Annotated in this window: 18 protein-coding genes and 1 pseudogene; 13 read left to right on the top strand and 6 right to left on the bottom strand. The window is 67.8% G+C overall.

All coding sequences use genetic code 11. The features are described from left to right. Positions 1 to 286: 286 nt before the first annotated feature. The gene (locus tag BGK67_RS38495; protein WP_141754171.1) at positions 287 to 904 is read right to left on the bottom strand and encodes a hypothetical protein; all 618 of its coding nucleotides are present in this window, start codon (positions 902 to 904) and stop codon (positions 287 to 289) included. Between the two features lie 395 nt (positions 905 to 1,299). On the opposite strand from BGK67_RS38495, the gene BGK67_RS35170 reads away from it, so the two are divergent. The 3 genes from BGK67_RS35170 to BGK67_RS35180 all read left to right on the top strand — a co-directional run bounded on the left by BGK67_RS35170 (position 1,300) and on the right by BGK67_RS35180 (position 4,244). Then, positions 1,300 to 2,505, top strand: coding sequence for a ParA family protein (locus tag BGK67_RS35170; RefSeq protein WP_069924701.1), 1,206 nt, complete (start codon positions 1,300 to 1,302; stop codon positions 2,503 to 2,505). Then, entirely contained in the window at positions 2,502 to 3,575 is a 1,074-nt protein-coding gene (locus tag BGK67_RS35175) for a ParB/RepB/Spo0J family partition protein (RefSeq protein ID WP_069924598.1), read from the top strand. Before BGK67_RS35170 ends, BGK67_RS35175 begins: the two co-directional genes overlap by 4 nt. 213 nt (positions 3,576 to 3,788) lie before the next feature. Next, positions 3,789 to 4,244 (top strand): hypothetical protein, encoded by a 456-nt coding sequence (locus BGK67_RS35180; protein WP_069924702.1) that lies wholly within the window; start codon positions 3,789 to 3,791, stop codon positions 4,242 to 4,244. Between the two features lie 51 nt (positions 4,245 to 4,295). Here BGK67_RS35180 and BGK67_RS37085 read toward each other — a convergent pair whose 3' ends face one another. Continuing rightward, positions 4,296 to 5,264 carry a NucA/NucB deoxyribonuclease domain-containing protein gene (locus tag BGK67_RS37085; RefSeq protein ID WP_079154771.1) on the bottom strand — a complete coding sequence of 323 codons (969 nt, stop codon included), beginning with the start codon at positions 5,262 to 5,264 and terminating at the stop codon, positions 4,296 to 4,298. Continuing rightward, positions 5,261 to 5,725: a hypothetical protein gene (locus tag BGK67_RS35190; protein WP_141754172.1), complete on the bottom strand. Its 465-nt coding sequence runs from the start codon at positions 5,723 to 5,725 to the stop codon at positions 5,261 to 5,263. The genes BGK67_RS37085 and BGK67_RS35190 overlap by 4 nt, the downstream gene beginning before the upstream one ends. A 226-nt stretch (positions 5,726 to 5,951) precedes the next feature. On the opposite strand from BGK67_RS35190, the gene BGK67_RS35195 reads away from it, so the two are divergent. The 8 genes and pseudogenes from BGK67_RS35195 to BGK67_RS35235 all read left to right on the top strand — a co-directional run bounded on the left by BGK67_RS35195 (position 5,952) and on the right by BGK67_RS35235 (position 12,906). Next, the gene (locus BGK67_RS35195) at positions 5,952 to 6,257 is read left to right on the top strand and encodes a DUF6221 family protein (protein WP_069924600.1); all 306 of its coding nucleotides are present in this window, start codon (positions 5,952 to 5,954) and stop codon (positions 6,255 to 6,257) included. A gap of 241 nt (positions 6,258 to 6,498) precedes the next feature. Then, positions 6,499 to 7,080, top strand: a complete 582-nt coding sequence (locus BGK67_RS35200) for a DUF4352 domain-containing protein (RefSeq protein WP_069924601.1) — start codon at positions 6,499 to 6,501, stop codon at positions 7,078 to 7,080. Positions 7,081 to 8,150: 1,070 nt separating this feature from the next. Further along, positions 8,151 to 8,576, top strand: coding sequence for a hypothetical protein (locus BGK67_RS35205; protein WP_069924602.1), 426 nt, complete (start codon positions 8,151 to 8,153; stop codon positions 8,574 to 8,576). A 116-nt stretch (positions 8,577 to 8,692) separates the two neighbouring features. Then, positions 8,693 to 9,163, top strand: coding sequence for a hypothetical protein (locus BGK67_RS35210; protein ID WP_069924603.1), 471 nt, complete (start codon positions 8,693 to 8,695; stop codon positions 9,161 to 9,163). Between the two features lie 372 nt (positions 9,164 to 9,535). Continuing rightward, on the top strand, positions 9,536 to 10,345 hold the full coding sequence (locus tag BGK67_RS35220) for a replication-relaxation family protein (protein ID WP_079154772.1): 810 nt from the start codon (positions 9,536 to 9,538) through the stop codon (positions 10,343 to 10,345). 531 nt (positions 10,346 to 10,876) lie between these two features. Then, positions 10,877 to 11,062, top strand: a pseudogene (locus BGK67_RS41080) (hypothetical protein); the annotation flags it as partial. A 508-nt stretch (positions 11,063 to 11,570) separates the two neighbouring features. Next, positions 11,571 to 11,939 (top strand): DUF6193 family natural product biosynthesis protein, encoded by a 369-nt coding sequence (locus BGK67_RS35230; protein WP_069924704.1) that lies wholly within the window; start codon positions 11,571 to 11,573, stop codon positions 11,937 to 11,939. 487 nt (positions 11,940 to 12,426) lie between these two features. Continuing rightward, a complete protein-coding gene (locus tag BGK67_RS35235; RefSeq protein ID WP_069924606.1) occupies positions 12,427 to 12,906 on the top strand; it encodes a hypothetical protein in 480 nt (159 codons plus the stop codon). Positions 12,907 to 12,958: 52 nt separating this feature from the next. Here the strand turns inward: BGK67_RS35235 and BGK67_RS35240 are convergent, their stop codons facing one another. After that, positions 12,959 to 13,174, bottom strand: coding sequence for a DUF6207 family protein (locus tag BGK67_RS35240; RefSeq protein WP_069924607.1), 216 nt, complete (start codon positions 13,172 to 13,174; stop codon positions 12,959 to 12,961). A 232-nt stretch (positions 13,175 to 13,406) separates the two neighbouring features. Next, the gene (locus tag BGK67_RS35245; protein ID WP_069924608.1) at positions 13,407 to 14,711 is read right to left on the bottom strand and encodes a hypothetical protein; all 1,305 of its coding nucleotides are present in this window, start codon (positions 14,709 to 14,711) and stop codon (positions 13,407 to 13,409) included. Between the two features lie 361 nt (positions 14,712 to 15,072). Here BGK67_RS35245 and BGK67_RS35250 point away from each other — a divergent pair, with 361 nt between their 5' ends. Next, positions 15,073 to 16,500, top strand: a complete 1,428-nt coding sequence (locus BGK67_RS35250; RefSeq protein WP_079154773.1) for an AbiJ-related protein — start codon at positions 15,073 to 15,075, stop codon at positions 16,498 to 16,500. 36 nt (positions 16,501 to 16,536) lie between these two features. On the opposite strand, the gene BGK67_RS35255 is transcribed toward BGK67_RS35250, so the two are convergent. Beyond that, positions 16,537 to 17,496 (bottom strand): ATP-dependent DNA ligase, encoded by a 960-nt coding sequence (locus BGK67_RS35255; RefSeq protein ID WP_069924610.1) that lies wholly within the window; start codon positions 17,494 to 17,496, stop codon positions 16,537 to 16,539. Between the two features lie 106 nt (positions 17,497 to 17,602). On the opposite strand from BGK67_RS35255, the gene BGK67_RS35260 reads away from it, so the two are divergent. Next, positions 17,603 to 17,788: a hypothetical protein gene (locus BGK67_RS35260; protein WP_069924611.1), complete on the top strand. Its 186-nt coding sequence runs from the start codon at positions 17,603 to 17,605 to the stop codon at positions 17,786 to 17,788. Positions 17,789 to 17,869 lie beyond the last annotated feature (81 nt).

Raw genomic sequence — 17,869 nt, forward strand, 5'->3', positions numbered from 1 at the left:
CCGAGCAGGGTCAGACTCCCGTTCTCCCAGGTGTGAGGTTGGGACGGGGGCTTTTGGGCCGCAGTGTGAGCACCACGGTACCGAAATGGATCTGACAAGCAGTCCCTGCGGGGACGACTCGTGCGCCAGGCAAGCCGACCCGGGGGTGCGTCAGCGCCGTCACGAGATCTTGCGGATGGGGGTAGGAGGTTCAACGGAGCTCCCAGTGGTCCTCGTTGCCGTCTAGTCGGCGTTCATGGCTGTACTGGCGTTTCTGTGAAGCCGGGCGGTGGCTGCGGTCGTTGAACTACATGCCGATGTCCCAGCCTCCCTCCGGATCTTGTAGGCAGAAGCGGACGAGAAGCGAGGCGAGTAGGACTTCGGCGTCGGGGGTCAGGCTCGGCAATGCTGCGAGAGCGTTGCGCTCTCGATCCGTGAGTGGCTTGTCTGTGTGCCACCACCAGTCGCCGTTCACTGGGCTGCGTTGACTGAGACCGTTGCGGTTCCTGGTTGTCGTCATGCGAGCGCCGCTGGGGAGGTGGAGCAGGTGCATGGACTCGCCCGTGTACTCGACAAGTCGCATCCCTGGCAGGCAGAGGCCCTCGCGTTTTCCGTGCGAGGGGAGTAGGCGGTTCCCGATGTTTTCTGCCGCGTTGGAGATAACGATGAGGTCGTCGTACCTCGGCGAGAGTGCGAACGTGTAGACGCTCAGCTCGTGAAGCGATGTCTCGGCTAGCCAAGCGGCGTCTGGTCCGCAGTTGAGAACCGCGATGGCGAGCAGGGCACGAAGGCGTCGTTGTGGTCGGGAGCAGTGGTCGAGACCTAGCTGGCCGTCCCGTGTCGTTCCCGGGGCTGCCGCTGAGGGTGTCTCGCCGGTGTAGGCGCTGCGCTCGGTGGCCAGCGCTCGGTGAAGGGAGTGAGGCATGGTGGTTCCGCGCTGCCCGGTCAGCGGAACGGGACCGCATGGCGGTCGCCGAAAGTGAGCGCGAAGTGGGCGCACCACACCCTCTGTGGGTGACGGCGGGTACCGGGATGCGGCGTCACCCCGTCCAGGCCTTCGCGGACCGGTGGGCGGCAGGTTAGCGGATGGTGCGTTACGGGGCTGCCGGAACAACAGGCGTGTCGCTGAGGGCGCTTACGCCGTAAGCAGGCTGGGGATCTCTATGGGTGCTTACGGCGTAACCACCCATAGAGGGGGCTGGTGAGCCTTCGCGCGGGCCTCCTCGCTGGCGTTCAGGCAAGGGAACTAACGCGGATTGGACGCAAAACACGCCTAACGAAGCGTCTGAAATGGCCACTGGTGGCAGTATGCTGCCGTGCATGTCATCTCCGAACCAGGGAGGTGAGCGGGAGAAGCTGATCTCGAAGCTGCCCGCCTACCTCCAGCAGGCCCTCAAGGTCCGCGCAGCCCAGCTGCAGACGGACATGCAGGACGCTGTGACCGCCGGCATCCAGGCTTGGCGCGCCAGCTCCGAGCAGCTTCCCACCGTCGACACCGCCGGTGCCGCCTCCTTCGGCACCTTCCTGCCCGAAGGCCTCTACGACGCCTTCAAGGAGGACTGCCGCGATCGCGGCGTCTCCTACATCCAGGGGCTGGCCCAGTCGGTTGCGCTTTGGCTCGTGGAACACCCCGCCGACCTCGACGCTGAACCCCACACGCGCCGCATCATCGTCTGCAACCAGAAGGGGGGCGTCGGGAAGACCGCCATCTCCGCAGGCCTGGCCGAAGCCCTCGCCGAGGGCTCCATCGCGGCTAGCGGTGGCGCGCTCGAGACCGCCAGTGAAGCGGCGGCCGACGGCCTGCGCGTCCTGCTAGTCGACTACGACGCGCAAGGCCACCTCTCCCACCAGCTCGGACTCAAGGCGATCCCGGCGGGTGAGGAAAGCCTCATCACGCACATGCTTCACCGCGAGCAGGCCAAGCACTCGCTCCTCGACCTCACCGTGACCATAGAGGGTGCCCGGTTCGGCGGCCGCCTGCGGATTCTTCCCGCAGCGTTCGACGCCTTCCTGCTCGACTCAGGCCTTACCGTGTTCCGCGGTCCTCGCCACGCCACGCTCGAGCGCGCACTCGCGCCCATCGAAGAGCACTTCGACGTCATCGTCATCGACTCCCCGCCGAGCCTCGGACTGGCCATGGACGCCGCGCTCTACTACGGTCGCCAGCGCGAGGACGAAAAGCCTGGATCATCCGGTCTCGTCATCCCGGTCGAGGCCGAGGACACCTCCGCACAGGCCTACGGCATGCTGATCCAGCAGACCGACTCCCTGGCACGCGACTACGACATCGCTATCGAGCAGATCGGCCTTGTCGTCAACAAATTCGACTCCCGCCGCGGCTACATCGCCACATCCTCCCTGGACAAATGGAAGGCCCTCGGAACGCCGCCCGTCCTGGCGGTTGTGCCCGACCTCAAGGAGCAGCGCGAAGCCGTACGCAAGCAGCGGCCGCTCCTGGACTACGCGCCCGACTGCGACCAGTCGCACCAGATGAGGAAGATTGCCCGGGCGGTGAAGACAGCATGAGCAAGGCAGACATGCTGGGGGAGTCGGCGACCTTCGACGCGGTGGCGCAGCCGATCAGCAGCCGCGCAGCCGCCTTCGCGCGCTTCGCCGGCCAAGAGCGGTCGGGAACAACCCCAGCCTCGGACAGCCCGGAATCGGGACGTCTCCCTCTCGCCGCCCTCGCACATAACCCCTACAACCCGCGCGAGGAACTCAAAGAGGTAGAGGAACTCGCCGACAGCCTCGCCGCCCGCGGCGTCATCCAGCCCCTCACCATCGTCACTCGCGCCGCTTTCCTCAGCGCACACCCCGGGCACGAGGAAACCCTCGCCGACGCCCTATACGTCGTCGTCGACGGCAACCGGCGCCTCGCCGCAGCCAACCAGGCCGGACTCGACGACGTACCCGTCCACGTCGACGACACCTTCGCCGAGAACGCGGACACTCTGCTGGAGACCGCGCTCATCGCCGCCGTCCAGCACGAGAACCTCGACCCCATGGACGAGGCCAAGGCCCTGCAACGGCTCGTCGGTGTGCACGGGTCCCAGCGGGCCGTCGGCCGCGCGCTTGGCAAGTCCAGCGGCTGGGTCACCCAGCGCATGGCGCTGCTGAAGCTGACCCCAGACCTCAAGCAGGCAGTGGAGGATAAAACCCTCCCGGTTGAGGTCGCCCGCCGAGTTGGGCAAATGCCCAGCGAGCAGCAGCAGGAAGCGGCAAGCCAGGCTCTGGCCGAGCGCCGAGTGAACAAGGCCCGTCGTACGGCATCCACGGCGGGTGCTTACGCCGTAAGCACCCCGGCGGCCCCTTCAATTCCGCCGGCGCGCCCCTCCGGCGCCTTGACGTCAGATGGTGGCCACAGCCCTACTGAGACAGAGGAAGAGTCATTCTCTGCGGAACCGGACGCCGCCGCCTTCCACCTCTCCGGTGATGACGCCGATCCGGACGATGCCCCTTGGGTGATGGACATCCGGAAGTTGACCAGGGTGAAGTGGCACGACGGGAACGCGGTCGCCGACCTCGTCTTCGAGAAGATGGACGCGGAGCAGCGAACGGTGCTGCTGGAGCGTCTGCTGGCCGCCCACGAGGGCTGAGCAGGAGCGATGTGGTCGAAGGGCTGGCACCTCATTCGAGGTACCGGCCCTTCGCGCTGTCGGCTCAGAGGGATGGGCTAGGACGGGGCATCGGCGTGGGTGCCGGGGACGGCGACGAAGGTTCTCGGATGGCTGGGTTTCCGCTGGCGGCGCGGCTGTGTGTTCTACCGTCGTGGGGAACGTGAAGCGGTTGTGGGGAAGGCGGGAGAGACGGTGGCCACCTTGTTGGGGGAGCAGAAGCTGGATGCCCGGGTGGAGTTCCGGGGTTTCGGTCTTCAGGAATCGGATGACAGCGCTGTACCAGTTCCGTTTCCCGATGACTTCAGGTGGGGCGTCTTCCTCCATCAGCATGTCCGACGGTTCGACCTCTTCAGCGCCGGCCACACGCACACCGCTTCCGTGACCGCCAGGGTCTGGGACGGTGTGCCCGACCCGGGGCAGGAGGAGTGGGAGGAGCAGGCGGAGATCGACTATGAGTCGGTCACAGGCGACGTTGCTCTCTGGGGATCTGGGCGATCGGAAGATCTGATCCGGCTGGGGATTCCTGGGCTGTGGAGGGTCCGGGTGCGGTGTGTGGGGAGGGCGGAGGTCGAGCGAGTGACGCGGGACGAGGGGACCGCTTACGGCGTGGAGCGGTATGTGATCGATTTCTGGCCGAAGGCCGGGTGAATAGCGGGCCCGGCACGGAGTGTGCCGGGCCCGCCGCTGAGCGGCGCGGGGTTAGCTGATCTTCACGATGAAGCCGTCTTCGGGTCCGTCGATGATGCGGTTGGCGTTGTAGAAGCCGCGCAGCAGGGTTCCGCCGACACCGTTCTGGTCGCCGGGGATGGGCAGGACGGAGAAGTTGTTCTTCTCAACGTGCGGGTCGTACTCGTCGATCGCGGAGCCTTCGTAAGTGGAGGCGAAGGGGAACTCGTCGCACTCCTTGCCGCCATCGGTGTAGTTGGCCCCCCAGTGGCGCTTGCATTCCCGGACCGAAACGGCCCGGTTGCGGTCAAGGCGCTTCTGGTCGAGGAACAGGCGGTGCAGCGGCTCTTGGATCGTGTCGCCCGGCACGTTCTTCAGCGCGTTCAGCGGCTTGGTGGCTTTCGGGTTGGTGAAAGCCTGCTTGATGTGCTCGGCCACAGCCTGCTCCGGGGCTCCGGGCTTGGAGCTGTACTCCAGGGTCGCGATCATGCTGAACGCGGCGCCGCCCTTGTTCGCGGGGTTGCCGGCGCCGGTGGAGTTGCGCAGGTAGGAAGCTGAGTCCCACCGTGGGGCGAACATGAAGGGCTTGCCGGTCTTGGGGCTCTCGCCCACCCAGCCAGCGGGAAGGGTGGAGGTGACTTCCGGTTGGTAGACGGCCGCGACTACGTCCGCCGCGCCGGCGCCTGTGCCCTGCCCTGGGGCATAGCGTACCGAGTGCCTGTAATGCGGGCTCGACTGCATCTCCAGCCATGTCTTCGTCACAGGCAGGCTTTTGCTCGTAACGGGCGTCGCGGCGGCTGGCCAGTCCGCCGCTATGCCGCCCTTGAGACCGATCTTCAAGCCGGAGACACCGGTGCTGCCCACCGCGGTGAAGTCGGTGACGTCGTAGTCGAAGTACATCGTCCGGTCAGCTTCCTTGGGAACGGTGCCTCGCACGTAGACGGTGTACGAGCTGGTGCCGACCGCCCCGCTCTGCTTCTCCCAGACGGTCGTGACCTTCAACCCCGGCACACCGCGAACCGGGACTTGATGTACACCTGTGAGGCGCCGGCCATGTTGCGCTTGCACTCATCCAGCGTCATCGCCCTGGCGGGCTCCGGATAGGACAACGCCTCCGGTGCTAGGAACGGCAGCGCCGCGCTCTGCTGCCCTGAGGCGACGGCGGCGGGGGTGCTGGCCTGCTTTCCGTAAGAAGCCGCCGGACCCACCACCTCCATGGGCGTCGTCGGCGCATCCTCCTGCATGTCGGCCGTCACGAGCCTCGTCATTCCGGCGCCTGTCTTGAGCTCGTCCAGCGAAGGTGCCGCGGCTCCCGGAGCGAGCATGAAGGTACGAGCGGTCAGCTGGTTGCTCCCGTCGGCCGTCGCGGTCGTAGTCCCGGGCACGGCGATGGTGACAGTTAGAGCTGCCAACAAGATGATGCGATGGCGTGTGTGTGGTGCGGTAACGATGATTTCCCCCAACGCACGGTCGGTGAGCGGACGTCGCCTAACCACACAGCAATATCGAACATTTGCCGCAGTCAAGAAGCGTTCGAGGTGGTTATGGCGGGATATGATGAGTCCTTGGCTTATCGACAACAGAGACCGCCCGTAGCGGCCTCGCACCAAGCGCACAAAGCGAGGCCGTCCACTGGAACCCTCGGCGGTGGCCCCTCCACCGAAGGCGATCAGACTCTCGTGTCGGCTCGTGACGCCCGAGGCTGCTGGGGTACTCAACGCGGGGGCGTCCGTCTTCGAGTCGACCGAGGACGCCATCTACATCGCCGAGCGCAACCCTGCGCGCGTCCTCGCCGAAGTCGACGCCAAGCGGCGGATCGTGGACTGGCACTTGCGGCAGTGCACCTGCCACCCCTGCACCGCCGACGGGGACGACCTGCCGAGCACAGGACGAGAGGACGGCGGCGTCGGGGACGATTGCCCCACCCTTCGCCTGCTGGCACTGCCCTCCGCGGCCCACCCGGACGTCCGCAGAAAGTGGCGACCGACTAACTGAATCAGGCCACGCACGAGGGGTGTTGTTCCAGCCATCCCGGGCGTAGCGTGAGCGCACCACCTGGAGGAGGCGCGCCAGCCTCCCACCTTCCACCCCGCTGGCGCGCACCTGAAGAGCCCCGCCCCTACGTGCCCCCGTGCGGCGGGGCTCTTCTGCGCCCCAGCGCCGCACCACAAGGACCCCGCGTCACAGACCGGTCACAGCCACCACACAGCCGACCGGATCCCGACAGCATGGCCCGATGCGCACACACCACACCGCCGCCATCCTCGCCACGGCCGCCACCCTCGCCCTCACCGCCTGCGGACCCGCCGACATCAAGACCAAGCCCGACGCCGCCACACCCACGTCCGCCACGGCCGCCGACGCCCCTGCCGCCAGCAGCTCCGCGCCTGCCGCGCAGACCGCCACCATCGGCAGCACCCTCACCCTGAAGGGCACCGGCGACGGTGAGCAGATCGCCGTCACGGTGAAGAAGTGGGTGGACCCCGCCGTCTCAAAGAACGAGTACGTGAAGCCCACTGACGGCTCCCGATACGTCGCTGCGCAGCTCGAACTGGTCAACACGGGCACCGCCCCGTACGACGACTCTCCGTCCAACGGGGCCAAGGTCGCCGACGCGGAAGGCCAGCAGTTCAACTCGACGCTCACCATGGGGATCACGGCCGGCCCCGAGCTTCCCAGCGGCGTGAAGATCGCCCCCGGTGGGAAAGCGCTCGGCTACATCGTGTTCGAGGTCCCGAAGGACTCCAAAGTCGCCCTGCTGCACTTCGGGCTGAACAGCGGGTTCGCCGAGCAGACGGGGCAGTGGACCATCCAGTAGCCCCACCGGGTGCCCCATCATGGGCCGCAGATCCGGCGTGCCTGGACACAAAACCCCGCCAGCCGATGCGTGCGCTCTGTCCCGGATGCGGCACTCGAGCGCCTGGCTGTGGTGACGATCCCGGGGCATCGTCCACCGAGTGGACCGCACGATGCCGACACGGAGTGGAGCCCACTGAGTGGACTCCACGCAGTGGACGCCACTCCCCGCAGTGGACTCCATCGGGTGGAGTCCACTGCGGTGCGCACCGGCTGACGTTGGACTCCACTCCCGCGCGCACCACGATGTCCCGCACCACACGCGGTGCGCACCATCCGATGGTGCGCCGCACTCCCGCGTGCACCCGGTGCGCCGCACCCCCTTGACCAGGTTCGGCTCTACCCCTTGACCAGGTTCGCCACCTGGCACGTTTCTCCTTGACACAGCAGGTTCCGGCCGCCGATCAGGGTCTGGTCAAGGGTGTGTGTGATAGGGCCCGCCGCCCCAGCGCGCACCTGGTGCGGTGCATGGCGGTCCGCATCGTGGTGCCCGGTGCGGTGCACCGCCCGGCGGTGGAGTCCACCCGATGGGCGCGGTGCGCACCACCGCCACCCTGGCGGGCGTGGCGGTGGTCCTCATCTCCATCCTCCTCGCCATCACCTCCTGACTGCGTGCGCCTTCCAGCCACCCCGTGCCAGAACCAGCCACCGGCCCCCAGGTACCGCACCCGACCGCCACCATGAGACGACCCCCCCGACCAACTGCCTGCCGCACGGCACGCCGAAAGGGGCCACGCACCAGATGAGCGACCCGTACGAGAGCTACGTGTTCGACCACTCCAGGGGCTGGATGAGCCTGGACATCTACTACGAGCCTGGCCTCAACGTCGCCACTCTCCACCACACCGGCCATATCTCCGTGAAGCAGGGTGACAGCCGCTACGCCGACACCTGGATCGACCGGCTTCAGGACTGCAAGCCCATCGCGCTGCACACGTTCCTCGTGGAGGACGAGAAGATCCCGGCCCTGTTCCAGCCGTGCGTTTACGACGACAGGGACAGCCCGTCCGCAGTCGGCGGCAGCGGCTGCCTGTGCCGAAAGTCCATGCCGACCCGATCACCGGGCTGCCCGTCGTCCGCGAGCACTACCGCACCGTCAGCGGCAACATCGAGAACTGGACCTACAAGACGATCACCAGCCGCGGCTTGCCCGAGGGAAGGACCGTCCGCAGTCTGATCGTCGACAAGCACGAGTTCTGGATGAGGGACGACGAGTCCGGCGAACTCCACTTCCTGCCCCGCACCGACTCCTCCGGCTACGGCATCGGCTACGGCGGAGGCGGCCCCTACACCCTCTGCCAGATGATCGAGCAGCTGGTCGAATCGGACGGCGCCAACTCCACCCCCGTCCGCTGGCGCGACAAGCCCAACGGGGCACTCGCCGCGTGGGCCCGCAACGATGAGATCAGCCACCAGGGCGAGTACACGATCAAGGAACTCCGCTCCATGATCCGCTAACCCCCCACCACACGTCGCTGCCCCCGCCCTCAGGGCGGGGGCCGCCCGTACTCACCGCTGGCCACGAGCTGGGAAAAGCCGCTGCCGGACTGGAGCGCCGCTGGGAGACTCCGGGGATGACCACGCAGCGGCTCCCGTTCCCGGTGCCTGACGAACGTGCCCACTACTTCGTCGGCCAGTACGCCGACATGCACGACCTCGTGGAGGACCTGGTCGTGCCCGATGGCGTTCCCGAGGCCGCGGCGACGGTCCTGCGCACGGCCCGGGAGCTGCTGCGCCAGTCGTACTACTGCTACGAGTTCTCCACCGTGGCGGTCATGCACTCCCTGATCGCGGTGGAGATCGTGCTGCGCGACCGCATCCCGGGCGCAGGCAAGAAGCCGCTGCACCAGCTCATCAAGCAGGGCGCGGAGACCGGCGTCCTGACCGCCCGGCAGGCGGAGTACCTCGACTACGGCCGCCGGATCCGCAACGGCATGGCGCACGGCCAGACCACGCACGCGGCGATGCCGCCGGCCATGGCGGTGCCGATGGTGACGACCTCGTTCACGATCGTCTCCGAGCTCTGCGCCGCACCCACAGAATGATCACGTCTCGATAACGGGCGTCACACCATCGGCTTCGGCGCCACCTGTAGCAGGTGAATGCGGAACTCTGCCCGGAGTCCCGCGCCACCCGCGAGGAGCCTGATCATGACGTACGCCAGCAGCGCCCGGCAGCCCGAGCCGGAGCCGGGCCCGACCTGGTCAAGGGGTGCTGAGAGCCCCGCAGACGGCCCGGAAGCCGGTGCCGCGTCCAGTGCCGTGAACGATTCCAACGTCGTGCCCATCACCGCAGCTCACACCGCCCGTCAGGGGGCCGCTCGGCACCCTGACACCTCTCTCCCTAACCCTGAGACAGCAGCGAAGGGGAAGAAGTCCACTCCAACGGCAGGGAAGGTACGGGCCGATGCTCTGAGGATGCTGGGGTGTGTACGGATAGCCACGGTTCGGCAGATGGCTCAGGTGATCACGGGGGAGGAGTCGGACGGCCGGTCGTACGTGCGCAGGGCCATGGTGGAACTGGAGAACCTCGGGCTGGCGGAGACGAACGGCAAGGACGGCAAGCACAAGATCTGGAACCTCACCACGGCAGGACAGAAGGCTCTCGCCGACGGCAACGAACTACCGGCACGCCCGAAGGCCAGCACCGGAGCGAAGGCCGTCCGAGCCGGGTTCGGCCCGCACGGTCTCGCGGTGACCGACACGATCCTCGCCTACACCGACACCGTCCTGCGCGGTCGCCGCGAGTACCTGACCGACTGGCAGGTGGAGGTCAACCACGCCATCAAGCAGACCGGTCTGTCCTTCAACACCGACGCCGTCCTCGCCGTGCCGACCAAGACCAGTGAGGTCCGCCTCTTCGAACTCGACAACGGCACCATGTCCCAGGCCCTCCTCGCGAAGGAGGTCTGGGACTACGAGCGCTACGCCGGGCACCGCGTCTGGGAGGGAGCCCGCGGCACGATCGGCGGGACGTACCCGTTCTGGCAGCGCCACCGCTACACCCGCTCGAAGACCTTCCCGCGGCTGCACGTCGTGCTGGCGGGCAAGGCGGAGCATCTCCTCGACAACCGGCTCCAGGCGCTCACGGCCGCCGTGCAGGGCATCACCATCGCGGTGTGGGCGAACACCCTGCCCCGCCTCCAGGGCGGCGAGCCGTGGTACGAGATCGGCGTCGACGACCCGCACGAGCGCCGCGCCCGCTACCCCGAAGCGGTCGGCCGCTGACTGGTGCTGGGCAAGCCCAAGGGGAGCCTGGGTAAGCCACCCGCGAGTGCGGCTTGCCCACCCTGCCCGGAGGCACTGCGGGCAGGCGGCATCGGTCACGGCCACCCTGGTCTTCCCGGCGAGGGGCTGGCTGACCGATGACGGTTGTCCCGTGCCACCGAACCTGGACCGAATGCTATCGAAGTTGGACCACTGCACGGTTTGTGTCAGCGAAGATGCACCGCCGCAGGTCAGCGCGCTGCAGGAACCTCCGTCGAAGTGGTGGAGCGGCGCTCAGTCGGCCCCGGATGTCCTCTGACAGGTGATCTTGACCGCCTGACGCTGCTGAGGGCGCCCTGGAGCTGGCGCCGGTCTTTCGTTGCCCCGAGGCCGGCGCTCGCGGCGGCAAGCTCCCCGTACACAGGGGACCTATGCTCTCCGTTCACATCCGCCGCGTCGCGGCCTTCGACCACCGCCGCTACTGCCCATGCCTGTGTACGTCCGCCTCGCATCCGTCGCTCTCCGGTGGGGGAGGATCGTCGGATCACACCCGTCGAGAAGAACGAGCGGTCCTACGGCTACACGGTCTTCGAGGTACTCACCGACGACATGCCCTTCCTGGTCGACTCGGTCACCAACGAGCTGACCCGCCAGGACCGCGGCATCCACGTGGTCATCCACCCGCAGGTCGCCGTCCGCAACGACGTCAACGGCAAGCTGCTGGAGACCCTGCATACAGGGCTTAAAGGGGGCATCGGCGGGCCCGCTCGTCCCTGGCGCATGAGCAAGGTGTCCAGTTATGTCGCGCAACGGCGCGCGACAGGAGTCATAGACGTGTACGCCGATGTGACTGGCAGAACTACGAGAGGACCGCAAGCCATGCCCACGACCCGCACCGCGGACAACAAGCAGCGTCCGTACTTCGAGTTCCGCTGTGGCGGTCTGCACCTGACTGTTCAGCGTGTACCGGTGTGGCTGATCACACTGCTATCCGCAGCTACCGGTACAGGGGCAGCCTGGTGGAGCAGCCGATAGAAACTAACGCTGACGAGTCGTCGGCGGCATCGGGCTCTAGGGCTTGATCGACGGCCGGCTGGCCGCGTCGGACAGCAGCCAGCGCACGGCCAGCGTCGACCATTGTCCTCTGACAGGTGATCTTGACCGATTGCCAAGCGATCTTGACCGGTTTCGAGGGAGGAGCCAGAAGCAAGTCGCCTGGCCGGGGCCTGTGCGTCATCATCACCGGATGGCTGAGGAGACGACTGTTGAGAAGACCTGGCGGTTGATGCTGGAAGGCGACCCGACCGTGCGGCGGGGCGATCCGGCGGTGATGGAGGCCGCCTACGCCGAGCCGCGCCTGCGGGTCCTGTTCCCGTTCCCGAGCCACGGGTGCCTCACCTTTCACCGGAACTCGCAGTTCCCGTGGAGCAACGACCTGCCGTTCATCGCAGGCGGCAGCACGGCATGCAATGTGTACGGACCCCTGTACTCGTCGGTCCTGGGCGAGGGGCTCATGCCGCAGGAGGCGGCCGCGTTGGTGGTGGCCAACCTGCCCGATGACTGCGGGCCGGCCTTCGAGGGGCCGTGGCCCCTGCCGGACAGCCACACCGACTGAGCCATCAGGCCGTCCATGGAAGCGGACCCGGTCAAAGTCGCGTGTCAATCGGTCAAGATCGCCTGCCAGAGGACAACCATCTCGGTCGGAGCAGCCGCTGGATCGTCCTCGTCACCAGTGGCGCACCCGCCTTGAACTGTGGTGGTCCATCTTCATTGTCACGAACTGCGTTCGGCAACTTCGATGGCATCCGGTCCAGGTTCGGTGGCACGGGACACGGGTGACCGATGACCGGTCACCGTCTCGGCTGGGGGTTGCATGGACCGGTCACGGCGCTGACGTGCTGGTTGACCGATCGCGGGAGGCGGATCGGTCACAGCCGGCCTGCCGATCGGTCACGGGCCCTGCTGGGCAAGCCCTCGACTCGGAGGGCTTGCCCAGCGTCCGGATCACACTGCGGGACGGCTCCCGAGGTCGTGGCGTCACCGTCTGGGACGCGGAGGCCCGGAGCCGGCCGACGCCTCCTCGCCGGTCGTACACCGGAGCCATGAGACGAAACAAGCAAGAGATCCCGGCCGTGCTCGGGCAGAGCGATGCGGGCGACATGTGGCTGGCCCTGGCGCGCCTTCACGCCGGACACCGCGACCCGGTCGGCCGCCTCGTGCCGTTCGAGCGGCCGGAGGCGCTGCTGTCCCTCACCGAGCCGGACGAGGTCCTGTTCACCGCGCGGGTGGAGTTGCCCGGGATGGAGACGATGGGCCACCTCCACGACCTCATCCGCACGGTCACCCACGGCGTCACCGCGGAACTGGGCTACGCCGGGCCCGGAGTCGCGCTGGAGGTCATGGTGGGCAAGCGCCACGAACTCGCCCTGCACCCGGCCCACGTCCACGGCCTCACCCGGCTCCTGCGCCAGGCCGTCGACACCATCGGGGCCCGCAGCACGCCCGGGGGCGGCCGGTGCTTCCACTGCGACGGGACCGGCCGTGCCCGCCCGTTGTGGGAGTCGGAAGCCGGGCAAGCCTGACGCGCCCCTGGGCAAGCCCTCCGCGAGGGCGGCTTGCCCAGAGGGCCTATGGCTATGGGGCTTCCCGTCCAGGGCGCAGGACGTCGGCGTAGATCCGGGCCCGTACTCCGGGCTCGCCGGGGTCCCGGCGCATCGGGCCGATTCCCGAGGTTGCCCAGAGCCCCTCCAGCGCGGCCATGACGGCCTGGACGGTGTCCTCGTCCCCGCCGGTGATGTCCAGGACCACCAGGCCGGGCTCCGCGATGTGCTGCTCGTCGATCGGTTTCATGACCGCTGCGACGTCGGTGAAAACTGGGGCGGTTCGCCGGCGGCCTTGGCTCCACCCGCACGAGGGATTGGAGCCTGGCTCCGTGCATCAGCATCCGGCAGGACGCTCGCGTGGTGTCGGGGTGCGGCCCCCGTCGCGGCCCTGGTGGCCAGGGCCGCACCCCGCACCCCGAACGTACTCCGAGGCGGCCAGGTATCCGCCCGGTGGAGGGAAGCGCAGGCCGGTGCTACGCCTACAGCAGGAAGTCGACCGCGCAGCTGATGCGCTTCCCGAGGTCGGAGGCCGTGTACCGGGAGGTCGGCTGTAGCTCGGACAGATTCTTGCCCAGCTTGTACTGGATGCGGCGCTGGTGGGCGCCGATGCCCTGGAAGATCATCGGAACCATCTTGAGCATGTGGATGTCGGTGGGACCCGGCGTGGTGAGCCAGCCGTTTGAGATCGGGAAGAAGCGGTCGAAGGCTTCGAGGGCTGTGGGGATCTCGTCGGCAGGGATGCCGGAGTACTCCGCCATCCACTCGAACTCCTCCCCCGTCCTGTCCTCGAGGTAGAACCCTCCCCATCCCCAGAGGAACTGCTGCCAGAAGGTCGCGTACCGCGCGAAGTTCGGCTGCTCCCGCAGCCACGCGATGCCGTCGTGGAACGTTCCCGGCAGGACGTGGTAGGTCAGCCCCTGAAAGAAGAAGGACTTCCCGTCCTCCGACGTGCGGAACTCGGGTGGGCCGTCAGGATGCGCGAGCGCGTAGTCCACGGCGGCCTTGAGGATGGCGAGCCGGGCCCGGTGCTCCAGGTACATGCACGCCTGGAGCTCAGGGTGGCTGCCGTTCCGGAGCATCACCTGGTAACTCGGGCTGTCACTGGTGGGCGTGTGCGGGTCGAACCCCTCTCCGTCGAGCTCGCGGGCGTAGCCCAGGGTCAGCTTGGGGTGGTCCCCGTACGCCTCGTAGAGCAGCGCCAGCGACTCCTCCGGGGCCCTGGCGAAGAACGTGCCGTTGTTGATCTGACGGTGGTAGGTCTTCGCGGCCTTGGCCCCTTCGTGCCCGGCGCGCTCCTGCTGGTGGATGAGCTTGACGAACTTGCGCTCGACTCCGTACGAGTGCCGCCACAGATGGATGAGCCGCGGCTGCGCGAAGGAGCCATACCCCTTGTCCGTGAACAGCTGCGGAGCGGCTTCGAAGTCGTCGAAGCACACGACGTCCAGGCCCAGGGGCTTCATCTTCCGCGTAGCGGACTCCCGGTCATCCCACTGGGTCATGAAGAAGGCCCCATGTTCAAGGTCCAGGTACTGCATCCACCCGACCACCTTGAACAGGTCCGTGAAGCCCCATCGCCCGCCCTTGACCTCGATCAGCCGCCGCAGGGCCTCGTCCGGTCCGTAGTAGGTCGCGAAGATGTCGAGCTCGAGGATGTCGGCCGGGTCCCTCTCGATGATCTGTTTCTCCACGAAGTGACCGGACGCCTGGAACAGTGCGGCGATGTAGTCCTCGAGGTCCTCGCCGGCCTTCGGGATCTCCGGCAGAGTCACGACCTTGTTGCTCATCAGCAACCCCCTTTGTGCCGGGCGACCCTATCGGCGCAACGTAGTCACCAGCCATGACTTTCCGAAGATCCCGACGGTCAAGGGCACGCCCATGAGGGTTGCACCGGAAGGGGGCTGGAGGGGTGTCTGCACGGGTGTACTAGGCGGGGGACCGCAGGTGTGACCGTGAGTGGGACCCCCCGAATCTGGTGATCTTGCATTCGTGCAGGTCAGATGTCGTGGGCAAGCCCCCTTCGGAAAACGACACCTCTTTGTCCGCGATAGCCGGAGGAAGAGGTCTGTCCCGTGTCCGGGGGCTGGCGCCGCAGGAGATTGAACGGGCAGGGTGGAATGGCGTCGGGGCGTCGCCCATCATCAGAGGATGGGGGAACGGATGGACATGGCGCTGTTGCGGAGGCTGATCGACGGCGTGCTCGCCACGCTGTACACGCGCTACGGGCACAAGGAGCTCCCGGCCTTGTGCCAGCGTCTCGGCCTTCCCCCACCCGATGAGGGAAGCACCAAGCACGAGCGCTTGGTCGCCAGCCTGAACGCCTGCCCCGACGACCGGCTGCCGGACGTCGCCGACGCCGTTCTCGAGCAGGAGGAGCTGGGCCAGGCCCAGAAGATGGCGCTGCAAAACGTTCTGTGGCTCGGCCGCCACCACGTGCAGATCCCGAGCCGGACGCGGCGCGAGCTCGCCAGGGACTTCGACCTCTCCGACCACCTCGGCTACCCGGACCGCTTCATGGCACTGCTGGGCCGCCTGTGGCACCTGGACAACGACCCGATGAGCGGGTGGGTCACCTCGACCAGCAGCCTCCGCGACCAGATCAACCGCCACGTCGTCAGGTTCCCGGGCGACTGGTCAACCGAGGAGTTCTTCGAGCAGCTCGGCGCCTTCGAAGCCCCTCACCCACGCTTCGGCGTCTTCCTTGAAGGGCTGGCCTCCGCCGCCGTCCTTCCCGACGAGCAAGCCCAGCGCCGCTTCGTCGAGCTCGCCAACCGGCATCTACAACCGGCCGGCGCCATCCTGAGCCAGGATGGAGAGGCCGACGGCTACCCCCGGTTCCACCTGGTCCAGCACGGCCGCGGCACCGCGCGCCGGCCGCGCAACCTCATCTTCGCCACCCTGGGCAAGCCCGACATCCGCTTCACCAGCGCCCTCGACAACGACATCGAGGTCGCCCAACGCGACGACAAGGTGCTGGTCTACGACCACCCCGTCGGCAAAGAGGGACTGCTCTGGAAGCACCTCCTCTCCTGGTGGCAGGAGACCCGGAACATCACCGACCACGAGCAGGCGGCCCGGTCCCTCTACAGCCGCATGGAGGCTTCCCTGCCCCCAAACTCCCCAGGGCAGAAGAACCTGTTCTGGCACTACCACCACGCCCACCGGGACCACCTGAACGACGTCCCCGCCCTCCTGCCGGAGATCTGGCTCCACTGGGACCCCAAGACCCTCCGCGAACGCGGGCCGCAGGCCATGCAGAACCTGCGCATGGACTTCCTCATGCTGCTCCCCGGAAACCGGCGCGTGGTCCTGGAGGTCGACGGCATGCAGCACTACACCCGCAACGCAGGAACCGAGCCCGACAGCACGAAGTACGAACCCGACAGCACGAAGTACGCCGCGACCATGGCCGGCGACCGCGCCCTGAAGTTCCGCGGCTACGAGGTCTTCCGGTTCGGCCACGACGAACTCCGCGACCGCGACCGCGCCCAACCCCTCCTTGCCGACTTCTTCGCCGCGCTCCTCGAACGCTCACCCGCCGGTCCGTCCCAAGTGCCGCTGGCAGCCCAAGGCTGACAGCGGGACACCGTCACCGCAGCGGCCTTCGCCCTCTCACCAGCGGGGGGCGTCGGCGGGGGAAAGGTCGGGGCGCGCCCGGTGCCAGCGCGCAGCGTGGCGCCAGCGACCGGAGGCATCGCGGGCGACGTCGATACCGACCTCCACCACCAGCTCGGGCTCCACCAGCGTGACGGACAGCTTCTCGCTGCTTCCCCAGGCGGAGAAAGACCAGCCCGTCCATGGGTGGCCGCGCCGGGACCGGTGCAACTGCCCCGCGAGAGCCGTACCAGTTGCCCCGGCGAGAGTGGTGGTGCGGCCGATGTACTGAAAGTGCCCCTCGTCGTCGTACCTGCCCAGCAGCAGCGTCCGAGGAGCGGCCGCAGGGCCGCTGAACGCGCCGACGACCGCCTCCGTCGTCTCGCGCGTCTTGTACTTCTGCCAGCCCCGCACGGCAGGACGATAGGGCTCGTCCAGCCGCTTGAAGACCACGCCTTCCATCCCGACCGACGCCCACGTCAGCCACTCGCGCACCGTCTCCGCCTCGGTGGTCGACGGACACAGCACCCACGGCGCCGTCAGCCGCCGTTCGGCGAACACGGACTCCAGCGCTGCCCTGCGCTGCCGGTACGGCCACGAGGTGGTATCCGTTCCAGACAGCCGCACCACGTCGAACGCGACGAAGTGCGCCGGCCACTCGCCCGCGGCCCGAGCCGCACCAGCGCCACGCCGGGCCAGCCGGTCCTGCAGCCGCTCGAACGTCAGCCGCCCCGCGGCGTCCCAGACGACCAGCTCGCCATCCAGCGCGGTCGCATCTGGCAGCTGCGCGGCCCCGGCCGCGATCTCCGGAAACGCCAGGGCCATCTCAGAGCCGCGCCTCGAACGCAGCACTACCCGGCCCGCGTCGACTGAGAGCAGAGCTCGGAACCCGTCCCACTTCGGCTCCCCGGCCCAGCCCGGCCGCAGATCACAGGCCGGGACGGCAACGGTCAGCATCGGCTCCGGCAGCGTCCACATCACGAGGGATCCATTTCCCCCGAGCGCTCCAGTGCTGTCGTTCTGCCGCCGAGTCCAGCTAACGGGTGAAGGCGGGAGAAGGTCCCGCCGGAATGGAGGTACTGCTGTGATCGTCCGACTCCTGGGCGGCCCGCTCGCCGGCCGCGTGCTGGAAACCACCGACGCCCCGTGGCACGGCGACTGGCTCACCGCTGGCGACGCCGACTGGGGCCTGTACGTTCCTGTGGACCGGGACCCGGTGACCGGCATCGTTCTGGCGGAGGCCCAGGTGACCATCCCGCGCCGCCGGTAGCCGGCCTTCGGGCTGCTGCTGCAACACGCGATCCGCGTTGCACCTCTGACCTGCGGTGACAGCAACTGAGCTCCGTCCAGG

The organism is Streptomyces subrutilus (genome assembly GCF_001746425.1).
Lineage (GTDB): Bacteria > Actinomycetota > Actinomycetes > Streptomycetales > Streptomycetaceae > Streptomyces > Streptomyces subrutilus_A.